A 12,767-nucleotide genomic window follows, 5' to 3' on the forward strand; every position below is an offset into this window, starting at 1 on the left:
CCGCGCCGCTGCGGCTTCCATCTTTCTGTCGCTGTTGCTCCTCATGGACAGATCGATTAACCTAATCTCACTCGGAGACGTTCCGGACGTAGAGGCAAGGCTGGCGTCATTGCTGGATTTGGCCGCCGAGGATTTCCCAAAACCAACTTTTTGCGCACTGAGGATTAATATCCTCTATGCTGTGGGCTATGTCGCCTGTCGTGCAAAGGCTCCTTGGGGGCGCTTTGCTGATCCCAGCTCCAGTCCTGTATTTTGCTGCATGATAGGCCGATTTTACACATTAAGAACCCGCCACAATTGGGCGGGTTTTTGTCTTGGTGTGTCGCGATTTCTTTCCCTCGGCCTATTGCCGGGAAAATCCTAGTGGAAAAACACGGCGTCCGGGCGTCTCTCCAGCGTGGCAGCTTTCGCTGCATCGCGGTTGGGCGCTCTCAGGTACCAGCCTTCAAAGTTGCCCGGTGCATCTACTTGTACGCACCAAAGAGGTTCGCCTGCCCCCCAGTGGACGCCAGATTTAGCGTACCCTCCAGCGTTCAAGGGGATGCGATGCAGGTAAGTGTTCGGATCTTTTCGCACGTAGCGGCTCATAGTTCTGCCTCCAAAGGTCGCGTTTTATGTGTGGTGAGCGATCTTGCCCGATATCCCGGCCACATGCCGGGATACCGTGAAAGATCAAGCCTTCCCGCCGTCGATGACCTAGGCGGCGACAGCTAGGCATGCATCGCGAATAACTTTCGTGGGGTGGCTTGCCGGGAATTCGCCATGTTCCTTGACATGGGTCGGCCACATTACATCGCAAGACATGTGGTCGCAGGAGCGGCCATTAAGAAATCCGCCCGCTGGGTTCTGAATCGCGGCCTGGGCGAGGAGGAGGGCAAGGACGAAGGCTGGACCGAATACCTCGCGAAGGAAACGGCATTTGCGGCGCTCGGCAATCTGCCCTTCTTCCGCGATATGTCTGGCGGCTTCCAGGGCTACGGCGACGGCGGCGCTTATGGCTCCGTCCTGTCTGGCGGTGTTCGCGGCATCAAGGGCGTCTGGAATGTCGCTACCAGCGAGTTCACCGGCCGGAAGATAAAAAATTCCGATTGGGAAACCATCATTGCTGGCATCGGCATGGTTTCCGGCCTGCCGTCCGTTGCCTTGAACCGTATCCTTGACGCGGAATTGCGCTACCTACAAGGCGGCAAGGTTTCCACTGCCGATGTGCTGATGGGTAAAAACGTCAAGTGGTGAGGGGCAACTAAGCTGTGCCTAAGTTCGGGAAAACTTAGGCACAGAAACAAGCATGACCATTTCGAGCGAAGTATAACCCGGCGTCCTACCAAGGAGGCCGGGTTTACCACGCCAAGCGGTTTCAGGACGGCTTTTTGATGATCAAGGGGAAAAGGCCGCTGGGATAGTCGTGGAAAAGGTGAGCCATGGCGCGACTGCCGGCATGTCGCATAGACGGCTGCGGCGCTCCGTCCTCGACTTCCTGCCACGGTCTTGGAATGGCCCAACTCCAAGGCTCTGAAAAGAGTCGCCGCAGTTGGACTGATACGAGTGGAGGCAGCACGAACTCTCAGGCGGGGCGATACCGACCAGAGTGGCCTAGAACCCGGCGCAGAAGCGAACGAAGACTTCTGAGGACATTGGACGGCACAAGCAGGGCTGCGGGCTTCTGGCGGCGGGTGACTGAGGACTTGCGATCATCCGGTCCAGATCGATTACTTAATATCACCTTCTGCCCACTTCGGCTCCCCTGACATCAGAAGTTGAAACTGGTCTGTCCATACAGTGCCCGACGCGGAAACCAATCCAATTCGCATTCTCCAACCGAGTCCGAGATCTGGATACGAACTATGCAACTTCAACAAGAATGAGCCCACTTTGCCTCCGGGAACCACGAAAGCAGGCTCGAGGTTCTGCTCGAATGAACCGACTGAATAAGGAAGGTCGAAGTCATATGTATAGAGGGGTACAACCACACCCGGCTCGCCTCCCCTATATCCGCCGATCGACTGCACATCATAACTTAATTTTGTAATGATCACATCAACGTCTTTTGATTGATTTTGTACAATAAATTCAAACGTTGGATAACGAATTCCCACGCAGTATTTAATCCAGTTCAATAGTATCTTTGCAGTACGTGTACCATCGGGACCTTGCGCTTTAAGCTCTTTCCATTCGGCCTCGCTTGGAATCATCTTACGGACAATATCCGGTCGCTTTCCGACAAATCCATGATTTACCGAGATGTCTATGTACGGTAGGAGCGTTTGCTTTCCACTTGTCTCTAAAAACTTTTTCCAAGCACGCGCCGTGTGTACATCCGCGTCAGCCATATCGCCATCGAACATCGAGTCGACCTGCTCCATGCACTCGCCTCCTTTTCGTTCCGTGAACCAGCGGCGATCCATCATGAAAGTCTTGATAAATCCGGGTTCGAATTCTTTCGTAGAGAAGCTCTTTTGCTCGCTGGTCTCAACAAACGTCGTTCTTGCGGACGCAAGTCCAAAACGGACAAGTGTCAACTGAGGCTGTTCGGCCATATCTCCTGCCAAAGCCGGAGTAATCAATCCACCAATTTCTTGGCTTGGAGATGGATAAGGCCATGCTCCTGGCACAACACGGTATTTTGTCTCCCAAAAGAAATAAATCATTACTACAAGATAGGTTAACGCTAATATAATTACGAATCTGTACCTTCGACGTAGTCCGGCCGTTTGAACTCGCCGATTAAATCCGACAGGTTGTTGGGTTCTCGTTTGTGGCCATACGCCGATTATTGCAAGACCTGATGCTATAGTGAACACAGTGGCAAAATGACCTTGAATGAAACCGCTCACAGTTACGAAATTATTGATGGTGGTGGCAAATGCTGTGACAAAGCCGAATATCGCCAGCGCTAACTGCAACGGTTTAGTTTCCATCGGTGATCACCTCCCGATGTTATTTAGCATTACCTTATATTGTCTACAACTTCTTACGACTGCAAGCTCTCGCATTGATAGTCGCTGCCCGAAACGATGATCGGCGGTCGTTCTTGATGACGACTGACGGCTTTCACTAAGTTTGGGATTAGCCGGGGGCGTTCCCCTACAGCAGGTTCTCGCACCCGCTTCTCGTGATTGGCGTCATTGAGCAGTCGTCGGGCCACTGACGAGCAACCGATGGGGTATCTGCGGGCTGTTTATGGCTGTCAATCGGCGTCCAAAATTGGACGCCGATTACCCCGCCAAGGGGGTCAAATAAATTTGCACGCCGGAACACAGACAGACGACCCGAAATCATAAGCGCCACGGCCTACGCCGGATGGATACCTTCCTGCCGGTGGCCTTGCGGTATCTTCCGCCGATCTGTGGCGGCGATCCTCGGCTTATTGCCGGGAATAGCTCTACCCTCGATCCTGGGCGGTGCCGATGCTGGCTTGCTCTGCCCTGTATGGCCGACGTGTCGTTCGTGCCAACTGTTGGCCCGTATGAGTAGATTCACCGGGGCGATTACCTCGGATCGAGATCGAAAGGAAACCCCTCGCAATGACTTCCCGACTTATTGACTTGGCGGCCGTCCTGGCCCGCGTTCCTGTCAGCAAGCGCACGCTCGGCCGCTGGTGCGCGGATGGCACATTCCCACGCCCTATCCGTTGCGGCCGTCGTGTCGTCTGGCATAATGGCGACGTGTCGGCGTGGATTGAAAGGATGCGCGCTGCTGATGCTGCCGATTTGGCGGCGCACGGCCTGCCCGTTTACGCCCATGGCGACGGCGGCGATATCGTTCGCGCGGCCAAGGCAACCGCCACCAAGGAGGCTCGCGCAAATGGCTAAGCTCGATGCCGCTGCGATCAATGCCCGCGTTGAAGGCGTTCGCAAGAACGTTATGAGCGTCCCAATATATTCGACAAAGCAGCCTGACGTTAGCGGCGCTCTCACGGCGCTATCCGACATTCTCGGAACTATCGCAGTCTCTTTCGAATTGCTCGGCCATGCCGAAACCGGCGCTGCAATGTTCTCCCGCTGGTCTGGCGAGTTGCGGGCGCTCGTGCCAATCGAGAGCCGGCCATTGACGCGGGCCGATCTGGCGGAGCGCCTGGACATGGTGGAATTGGACATTCCGGGTCTTGTCGCTCGGGGCATCATTCCGGCCGCCAGTATCGCAATTGGCAATTCGGTCGGCTGGCCGGATCTTCCGGGCTGGACTGACAATATCCAAGCCAAACTGGAAGGGCTGCGTATCGCGCACGTTGACGCTGGCGTGAAGGTTCCGACGTGGTTGCAGCGCCGGGCGGCTCCAATGTCGGTGCTGGTGCCCATTTCTGCCGCAGTCGATGACAACGACATTTGATGGCCTGACATGCCGTTGATGCTTGATGACTGGAAGCGCGGCGCGGAACTGCCCAACGGGGTGGGACTGCGCCGATGCAATTGCCGATAGCTGGGACAGGGCCAGGCTTGATGCATTTGTGCACGCCACTGTGTGGGACTTCCCTCCGAAGCTGTGGCCGACTCCTGGCCCACGCGCTCGGCGGTCATTAGCCGGGCTAGGCGCAATCCTCGGCCGCCAGCCTTGCCGTTCCTATCCCCTCCATCTCCGGGCACTCGCGCAAAGCTAGTTTTCAGCTTCGGCCTTGGCGTCAGCAACAATGCTCGCCAGAGCGCGCCGAATGCGGATTATCTTGGAAAGCACTTTCACGACCGTGCGGCGCGCTAGGCCGTTCGGCCCGTGTCAGAAGTGAGTACGCCGGTAATGCAAGTAAGCACGAACGGGAAGCAGGTAAGTGCCCCCAGCTTATAGAACATCGGCAGTTCGCTTTTATTCGGAACGCCGTAGATCATGAAAGCGACGCCGAAGAAGCCAACGACAGATAACAGCAAAGTGGCAGATAGATGAGTGAGCAATCTCGAATCGTTTTTAGCTTCAACAAGAAAATATCGGCATCGCTGACGCTAAGGGTGCGACATTTAGTCAATGTCGTCCACAGTAGCCTACTGTCGTCCATTGGACCGCATGGGACAGCGCATGGGTCTGAAGGGTTTTTCAAACGTAAGGCATCACTAATATGCCAGTGTTTCCAGGGTCTGTAAGGGAATTATAATGGCGGAGAAGATGGGATTCGAACCCACGATACCCTCTCGGGTATACTCCCTTAGCAGGGGAGCGCCTTCGACCACTCGGCCACCTCTCCGGTGGGAGCCCTGATATGGGTATTCACCGGCACGATCAAGCTTTTTTTGCAGTTTTCACACGTCCTTTATTTAGGTGGCAAACGCGATTGTGACGGTTCAAAACTGAAACTGCCTGCAGAGCCAAGCGAGCTGGCTCCGCCTTAGCCCAGCAATTGCTTCAGATCGACGGAGGGATCAGCGAGCATCGCCCGATCCGGATTAATGCCTGATTCCAACATCTTCTTGCCCGTCACATAGGCTTTTGCATCGTTGATGGCGTCGACGGCGATCAGCTTGCCCTCGCGGAAATACCAGACGGAGCTTGCTCCTTCGCGGGCGCCGGGGCGCAGCAGCGTGTCGTCGTAGCCCATATTGAAGCCGGCGATCTGCAGTTTCACATCATACTGGTCAGACCAGAACCAGGGTTTCGGGTCATAGGGTTCGTTTCCGCCGGCGATGACGGCGGCGGCGGCGTCCGCCTGATCGACGGCGTTCTGGACCGATTCGAGCCGTATTCGACCGCCCTGCCACGGCAGACTTGCGCAGTCTCCCGCCGCATAAATCGACGGATCAGACGTGCGGGCGAATTCATCGACGATGATTCCATTGCCGACTTCGAGCCCTGCCTCCTTGGCGAGGAGATCGTTCGGCACCACGCCGATGCCGACGATGACGAAATCCACATCGATGATGCTGCCATCGGAAAGCTCGGCGCCGGTTACCCGGCCATTCTTGCCTACAAGATGCTTCAGGCCAGTCTTTTCGCGAATCGTCACGTCGTGGCTCTTATGGATCGCGCGCATGATGTCGGCCGTTTCCCTGGCGGCGACACGCTGCAGGATACGGTCGGCCATCTCGATAACGGTCACTTCAAGACCGAGATGGCGGGCGACGGCGGCAGCCTCAAGACCGATATAACCGCCGCCGATGATGAGGACACGGCGGCCGGGGCGCATTTCCCCTGCCAGCAGATCGGCATCACGCTTATCGCGGGCGACATAGACGCCTTCGAGATCGCCGCCGATGGCCGCAGGCAGGCGGCGGGGCGTCGAGCCCGTCACGATTGCCAGCGTGCCATAGTCGAGAGTGGAGCCATCCTGCAGCAGAACCTGCTTCGCATCGCGCTTGATCTGCTCGGCCCAGGTCGAAAGGCGGATCTCGACATTATTGTCTGGATACCAATGCTCGGGGCGGAACAGCAGGCGGTCGAAGGCCATTTCGCCGAGCAGATACTTCTTCGACAGAGGCGGGCGCTGGTAAGGAAGCACGTCTTCGGCGCCAATCAGCGTAATCGGACGCTCATCCTTCAGCGCACGCAGCTTGGCTGCCAATGCGAAGCCTGCCTGCCCCGCGCCGATGATCACCAGTCTGTCCGTCACGATACCACTCCCGAATATCAGCCATTCAACAGGGATAAGGCCTATCCCCTGCCCCAAACGCCGTCAACGGAAGCGAAGGCTTGCTTCAGCCGATCTCGATCCAACGGCGCTCATGGAAGGACTGTGCCATGGCGTGAACCGACTTCTCTATCCTGAGACCGTCTTCGAATGTCACGATCGACGCCGGCTCCCCGGAAATCGTCCGGATCAGCTCGCGGCATTCGATGATCTTGAGATCGTTGAAGCCGAGGCCGTGGCCGGGGGCCGGGATGAAGCGATCATAGGGATGATGGGCGGGTGCCGCCAGTATCTTGCGGAAGCCCCGCTCCGAGCCCCGTCCTTCGGCCTGATAGAGTTCGAATTCGTTCATCCGCTCCTGATCATAGAGGAGCGACCCCTTCGAGCCGTAGATCTGCAGCGCGATGCGGCCCTTGCGGCCCCATGCGGCGCGGTTTGCCATCAGCACCGCCGAGATACCGCCGCCGAGGCGCATCAGGACATTGGCCGCATCGTGATTCTCGACCGCGCGTCTGCCGCCTTCCTTCAGAGGACGGTCGGCATAGGGTTTGACCATATCCGTGGTGACGGCTTCGACATGGCCGAATAGATACCAGAGCAGCGACAGCGGATGGACGGCGAAATCGTCGAGTGCGCCGTAACCGGCCGACAATTCGCTCTTCCAATAGAAGAGACCGTCCGGATCGGCCATGAAATCCTCGTCCATTTCGATGCGGATATGATTGACGGAGCCGATCGCGCCTTCGCCGATCAGCGTCTTGATATGCCGCATGATCGGGTTCTGGATATAGTTGTAGCCGAGCACGGCGACCTTGCCGGATTGCCTGGCAATCTGAAGCATGCGCTCGGCATCGGCATAGGCGGGCGCCATCGGCTTTTCGCACCAGACATGCTTGCCCGCCTCGAGGGCGGCGATCGCCATTTCGGCGTGGAACTGGTTGGGTGTCGTGACGGAGACGACATCCACATCGGGATCGGCAATCAGCGCCCGCCAGTCGGCCGTCGCCTTCTCGAAGCCAAATTCGGCAGCGCGGGCGCTTGCGAGGTCCGCATTCGCCTCTGCAAGATGCACGAGGCGCGGCCGCTCGACATCGCCAAAGACGGTTTTTACCGCATTCCATGCCAGCGCGTGGCACTTGCCCATATAACCGGTGCCGATCAAACCGATGCCGAGTGGCTTCATTGCAGGGTCTCCTCCTCAACTCCGGAGGAATTTTTGGAATATTTGGATCATTTTGACAAGCATGTCCCGCCGCATCAATTCGGCCCGGCCTTCTCTAAACTGTCCAAAACCCTTGATTTTCAGCCTATTAAAAACAATTAGGCGCCTTCATCGAAATCGTTTATGCTCCGAAATATGGAATATTTGTTTCATCTTCTGAGCCGTCAGCATGGATAATGATCCCCAAAGAGCGCGCGTGCCACGCGATTTCGAAAGCCTGCGCAGTACCATTATCGAGCGCAAGGCGAACATGCCGAAGCGGCTGGCGCAGGTGGCCGCCTTTGCGCTCGGCAATCCCGATGAAATCGCCTTCGGCACAACGGCCAGCATTGCCGCGGCCTCCGATGTGCAGCCCTCCACGCTGGTGCGCCTTGCCCATCACCTCGGCTATGAAGGCTTTTCCGATCTCCAGAGCATTTTTCGCGAGCGGCTGCGTGACCGGACGCTGAGCTATGAGGAACGCCTCGTTACGCTGGAGCAGTCCGGCGGGGATGATGAGGATGCAACGCTGCTGACAGGCTTTATTTCCGCTGCGAGTCAGTCGGTGAACCGGCTTGCGGCGACGGTGCAGACGGACACTTTTGCGAAGGCCGTCGATATCCTGGCGGCGGCGGAGACCATCTATCTCATCGCCAAGCGGCGCTCCTATCCGCTGACGGCGCACATGACCTACGCCTTTTCCAAGCTGAACATCCGCCATCAGATCGTCGCCTCGCCAAACGGCGTCGATCCGGAGATGGTACAATTCGCCACGCCGCGCGATGCGGCGATTGCGGCGAGCTTTTCTCCCTATGCGGCCGACAGCCTTATCCAGAGCCAGGAGCTTGCCGATCGCGGTGTGCCGGTTATTGCGATCACCGATTCGGCCTTCTCGCCGCTCGCTGCCTGCGCCACGCACTGGTTCGAAGTAGCGGAGGCCGATTTCGCCGGCTTCCGTTCATTGTCGGCCTCCATGGCGCTCACCATGGCGCTGCCGGTTGCCATTGCGGAGCGGCGACGCAAATTACAGCACTCAAAACCCGTGAAGACCAAAATGGAATAAACATTCCGAATTGACAAAGAGACGGAACCAATGTTTCATTATTCAAAATTCGCGGACGGTCCAGGCCGCGTAAAAATCTAGCGGGAGGACATCATGGCACAATCGAATCCGGGCTCACAGCCGGAGCCGACACTCGACGTGATCACCATCGGCCGTTCGTCCGTCGACCTTTACGGTCAGCAAATCGGTTCGCGGCTGGAAGATATCGGTTCGTTTGCGAAATCCGTCGGCGGCTGCCCTGCCAATATCGCGATCGGCACGGCGCGGCTCGGGCTGAAATCGGCATTGATTACCCGCGTCGGCGACGAGCAGATGGGCCGCTTCATCATCGAGCAGTCGGCGCGCGAAGGCGTCGAGACGAAAGGCATCAAGACGGACAAGGACCGGCTGACGGCGCTGGTGCTGCTGGCGGTCGAGGCCGAAGGCGTTTCGCCGATGATTTTCTACCGGTCCGACTGCGCCGACATGGCGCTCGATGAAGGCGATATCGACGAGGATTTCATCAAGTCCTCGCGGGCGGTGCTGGTTTCGGGCACACATTTCTCCCGCCCGAATACGGAGGCCGCGCAGCGCAAGGCGATCCGCCTTGCCAAGGCGAACGGCCGCAAGGTGATTTTCGATATCGACTACCGGCCGAACCTCTGGGGCCTTGCCGGCCATGCCGAGGGCTTCGAGCGTTATGTGAAATCGGACCGCGTCTCATCGAAGATGAAGGAGACGCTGCCGGATTGCGATCTGATCGTCGGTACGGAAGAAGAGATCCTGATTGCATCGGGTGCCGATGATGTTCTCGGTGCGTTGAAGGAGATCAGACGCCTCTCGCCTGCGACCATCGTTCTAAAGCGCGGAGCCATGGGCTGTATCGTCTATGACGGCCCGATCAGCGACAATCTGGAAGACGGCATTGTCGGCCAGGGCTTTCCGATCGAGGTGTTCAACGTGCTCGGCGCGGGCGATGCGTTCATGTCCGGCCTGTTGCGTGGCTGGCTGAAGGATGAACCGCTGAAGACCTGCGCCACCTGGGCGAATGCCTGCGGCGCCTTTGCCGTTTCCCGCCTGCTCTGCTCACCAGAATATCCGACCTGGGCGGAGCTCGACTTCTTCCTGAAGAACGGCAGCAAACACCGCGCGCTGCGCAAGGACGAGGCGATCAACCACATCCATTGGGCCTCGACCCGCAAGGGCGAGATCCCGCTACTGATGGCGCTCGCCATCGACCACCGTTCGCAGCTAACCGCTGTCTGCGACGAGCTCAACATCGATTACAAGCAGATCGTCGCCTTCAAGCGACTGGCGGTGGAAGCCGCTGCCCGCGTTGCCAATGGCCGGACGGGCTATGGCATGCTGATCGACGAGCGCTTCGGCCGTGACGCCTTCTTCGACGCGGCCAAGAAGGATTTCACCTGGATCGGCCGGCCGGTCGAGCTTCCGGGCTCCAAGCCGCTGCGTTTCGAATTCAGCCAGGATATCGGCTCACAGCTGGTGGAATGGCCGCTCGACCATTGCATCAAGTGCCTGTGTTTCTACCATCCCGACGATCCGGCCGACTTGAAGACGGAACAGCAGGAGAAGCTGCGCACGCTCTTTGAAGCCGCGCGCAAGGTTGGCCGCGAGCTGCTGGTGGAGATCATCTCCAGCAAGAACGGGCCGCTGACCGACGATACTGTCTCGACGGCGCTCGAAGAGCTCTACGCGCTCGGCATCAAGCCGGACTGGTGGAAGCTGGAGCCGCAGGCCTCAACCGGCGCCTGGAAGAAGATCGATGCCGTGATTGCCAAAAATGATCCATTGTGCCGCGGTATCGTGCTGCTGGGGCTTGAGGCTCCCGCCGACGAACTGGTGAAGGGTTTCGAGGCGACATTGGCGGCGCCCTCGGTCAAGGGCTTTGCGGTTGGCCGCACGATCTTTGCCGATGCGGCGCGCGGCTGGCTTTCGGGCAAGCTCAACGACGAGGAAGCGATTGCCGATATGGCCGGCCGCTTCAAGCAATTGACAGAGGCCTGGCTGAAAACGCGCGGTCTCAATTAAGTAGAGTGAATTTGGGAGGCGCCCGATGGGCAAGACGGTAAGACTGACGATGGCGCAGGCCGTCGCGCATTTCCTTAGAGTGCAGATGACCATCGTGGACGGCAAGAAAGTGCCGATCTTCGGCGGTGTCTGGGCGATCTTCGGCCACGGCAATGTCGCCGGCATGGGCGAAGCGCTCTATCAGGTCCGCCAGGAACTGCCGACCTATCGCGCGCATAACGAACAGGGCATGGCCCATGCTGCAATCGCTTACGCCAAGGCGAGCTTCCGCCAGCGTTTCATGGCCTGCACGACCTCCATCGGCCCCGGCGCGCTGAACATGGTGACGGCCGCTGGCGTGGCACATGTCAACCGCATCCCGGTACTCTTCCTGCCCGGCGATATCTTCGCCAACCGCGCGCCCGATCCGGTGCTGCAGCAGATCGAGGATTTCGGCGACGGCACGGTTTCGGCCAATGATGCTTTCCGCCCGGTCTCGCGCTATTTCGACCGTATCACCCGGCCGGAACAGATCATCACGGCGCTGAAGCGCGCCATGCAGGTTCTGACCGATCCGCTCGATTGCGGCCCGGTGACGCTGTCGCTCTGCCAGGACGTTCAGGCGGAAGCCTTCGACTATCCGGAAAGCCTGTTCGAAGAGAAGGTCTGGACGGTGCGCCGTCCGCAGCCGGATGCCGATGAACTTGCCAATGCCATTGCGCTGATCAAGGCCTCGCAGAAGCCGGTCATCGTTGCCGGCGGTGGCGTTCTCTATTCGCAGGCGACGAAGGAACTTGCCGCCTTTGCGGAAGCGCATGGCGTTCCCGTCGTCGTCACCCAGGCCGGCAAGTCGGCGATCGACGAAAGTCATCCGCTGGCGCTCGGCTCCGTCGGCGTGACCGGCACCTCGGCTGCCAATGCGATTGCCGAGGAAACCGACCTGGTGATTGCCGTCGGCACGCGCTGCCAGGACTTTACAACAGGCTCCTGGGCGCTCTTCAAGAATGAGAACTTCAAGCTGCTCAGCCTGAATATCGCGGCCTATGACGCGCTGAAACATGATAGCCATCCGCTGGTTGCCGATGCGCGCGAGGGTCTGAAGGCACTCTCGGCTGGGCTCTCCGGCTGGAAGGCACCGGCTGCCCTTGCCGAAAAGGCAACAAAGGAAAAGAACGTTTGGATGGAAGCCGCCGCCAAGGCGATGGGCACCACCAATGCCGCCCTGCCTTCCGATGCGCAGGTCATCGGCGCAGTCGCCCGGTCGATCGGCGGCGAGAAGACGGTGCTGCTGTGCGCTGCCGGCGGTCTGCCGGGTGAGCTGCACAAGCTGTGGCCGGCGACCGTCCCCGGCAGCTACCACATGGAATACGGCTTCTCCTGCATGGGCTATGAAATCGCCGGCGGTCTCGGCACCAAGATGGCGCATCCGGAAAAGGATGTCGTCGTCATGGTCGGCGATGGTTCCTACATGATGCTGAATTCGGAGCTTGCGACGTCGGTCATGCTGGGTCTCAAACTCAATATCGTGCTGCTCGATAACCGCGGCTATGGCTGCATCAACCGCCTGCAGATGGCCACCGGCGGCGCCAACTTCAACAATCTCTTGAAGGACGCCTATCACGAGGTCATGCCCGAGATCGATTTCCGGGCGCATGCCGAAGCGATGGGAGCGATCGCGGTCAAGGTTTCCTCCATCGCCGAACTGGAACAGGCGATCGCCGATTCGAAGAAGAATGACCGCACCTCGGTCTTCGTGATCGACACCGATCCGCTTGTTACCACCGACGCCGGCGGCCACTGGTGGGATGTCGCGGTGCCGGAAGTCAGCCCGCGCGGCGAGGTCAACAAGGCGCATGAGGCCTATGTCAAAGCGCGCGCTGCCCAGCGCGTCGGCTGATCGATTGCTATGATTTTCTGGAGGAGCGGAAGCGCTCCTCCACGCTATTTTC

General features: G+C 58.6%; 9 protein-coding genes and 1 tRNA gene. 6 read left to right on the forward strand and 4 right to left on the reverse strand.

Annotated features, from left to right (window positions below):
• The first annotated feature begins 762 nt into the window (after window positions 1-762).
• Window positions 763-1,236, forward strand: a complete 474-nt coding sequence (locus FHT78_RS13415) for a hypothetical protein (protein ID WP_183744442.1) — start codon at window positions 763-765, stop codon at window positions 1,234-1,236.
• A gap of 473 nt (window positions 1,237-1,709) precedes the next feature.
• Here the strand turns inward: FHT78_RS13415 and FHT78_RS13420 are convergent, their stop codons facing one another.
• Window positions 1,710-2,918, reverse strand: a complete 1,209-nt coding sequence (locus FHT78_RS13420) for a hypothetical protein (RefSeq protein WP_183744445.1) — start codon at window positions 2,916-2,918, stop codon at window positions 1,710-1,712.
• 606 nt (window positions 2,919-3,524) lie between these two features.
• On the opposite strand from FHT78_RS13420, the gene FHT78_RS13425 reads away from it, so the two are divergent.
• Together FHT78_RS13425 and FHT78_RS13430 are read left to right on the forward strand one after the other, a co-directional pair.
• Window positions 3,525-3,812, forward strand: a complete 288-nt coding sequence (locus FHT78_RS13425; protein ID WP_183744448.1) for an AlpA family phage regulatory protein — start codon at window positions 3,525-3,527, stop codon at window positions 3,810-3,812.
• Window positions 3,805-4,329 (forward strand): hypothetical protein, encoded by a 525-nt coding sequence (locus tag FHT78_RS13430; RefSeq protein ID WP_183744450.1) that lies wholly within the window; start codon window positions 3,805-3,807, stop codon window positions 4,327-4,329. Before FHT78_RS13425 ends, FHT78_RS13430 begins: the two co-directional genes overlap by 8 nt.
• Window positions 4,330-5,080: 751 nt before the next feature.
• Here the strand turns inward: FHT78_RS13430 and FHT78_RS13435 are convergent.
• The 3 genes from FHT78_RS13435 to FHT78_RS13445 form a co-directional block, all read right to left on the reverse strand.
• Window positions 5,081-5,170, reverse strand: a tRNA-Ser gene (locus FHT78_RS13435).
• A 141-nt stretch (window positions 5,171-5,311) separates the two neighbouring features.
• Window positions 5,312-6,529, reverse strand: coding sequence for an FAD-dependent oxidoreductase (locus tag FHT78_RS13440; protein ID WP_183744452.1), 1,218 nt, complete (start codon window positions 6,527-6,529; stop codon window positions 5,312-5,314).
• Window positions 6,530-6,614: 85 nt separating this feature from the next.
• The gene (locus FHT78_RS13445) at window positions 6,615-7,730 is read right to left on the reverse strand and encodes a Gfo/Idh/MocA family oxidoreductase (RefSeq protein ID WP_183744454.1); all 1,116 of its coding nucleotides are present in this window, start codon (window positions 7,728-7,730) and stop codon (window positions 6,615-6,617) included.
• Between the two features lie 208 nt (window positions 7,731-7,938).
• Between FHT78_RS13445 and FHT78_RS13450 the strand changes: the two genes are divergently transcribed.
• The 3 genes from FHT78_RS13450 (at window position 7,939) to iolD (ending at window position 12,715) form a co-directional block, all read left to right on the forward strand.
• Window positions 7,939-8,811, forward strand: a complete 873-nt coding sequence (locus FHT78_RS13450; RefSeq protein WP_183744456.1) for a MurR/RpiR family transcriptional regulator — start codon at window positions 7,939-7,941, stop codon at window positions 8,809-8,811.
• A 93-nt stretch (window positions 8,812-8,904) separates the two neighbouring features.
• Window positions 8,905-10,839, forward strand: a complete 1,935-nt coding sequence (iolC, locus tag FHT78_RS13455; RefSeq protein WP_183744458.1) for a 5-dehydro-2-deoxygluconokinase — start codon at window positions 8,905-8,907, stop codon at window positions 10,837-10,839.
• Between the two features lie 25 nt (window positions 10,840-10,864).
• Complete coding sequence (iolD, locus tag FHT78_RS13460) at window positions 10,865-12,715, forward strand: 3D-(3,5/4)-trihydroxycyclohexane-1,2-dione acylhydrolase (decyclizing) (RefSeq protein ID WP_183744460.1); 1,851 nt, start codon at window positions 10,865-10,867, stop codon at window positions 12,713-12,715.
• Window positions 12,716-12,767: the final 52 nt, after the last annotated feature.

The organism is Rhizobium sp. BK196, from assembly GCF_014193255.1.
Taxonomy (GTDB): Bacteria; Pseudomonadota; Alphaproteobacteria; order Rhizobiales; family Rhizobiaceae; genus Rhizobium.

Excerpts from the sequence above, each read along its gene's own strand:
- FHT78_RS13415 (WP_183744442.1), top strand. The coding sequence starts at position 763 with ATGTTCCTTGACATGGGTCGGCCACATTACATCGCAAGACATGTGGTC.
- FHT78_RS13420 (WP_183744445.1), bottom strand. The coding sequence starts at position 2,918 with ATGGAAACTAAACCGTTGCAGTTAGCGCTGGCGATATTCGGCTTTGTC.
- FHT78_RS13425 (WP_183744448.1), top strand. The coding sequence starts at position 3,525 with ATGACTTCCCGACTTATTGACTTGGCGGCCGTCCTGGCCCGCGTTCCT.
- FHT78_RS13430 (WP_183744450.1), top strand. The coding sequence starts at position 3,805 with ATGGCTAAGCTCGATGCCGCTGCGATCAATGCCCGCGTTGAAGGCGTT.
- FHT78_RS13445 (WP_183744454.1), bottom strand. The coding sequence starts at position 7,730 with ATGAAGCCACTCGGCATCGGTTTGATCGGCACCGGTTATATGGGCAAG.
- FHT78_RS13450 (WP_183744456.1), top strand. The coding sequence starts at position 7,939 with ATGGATAATGATCCCCAAAGAGCGCGCGTGCCACGCGATTTCGAAAGC.
- iolC (WP_183744458.1), top strand. The coding sequence starts at position 8,905 with ATGGCACAATCGAATCCGGGCTCACAGCCGGAGCCGACACTCGACGTG.
- iolD (WP_183744460.1), top strand. The coding sequence starts at position 10,865 with ATGGGCAAGACGGTAAGACTGACGATGGCGCAGGCCGTCGCGCATTTC.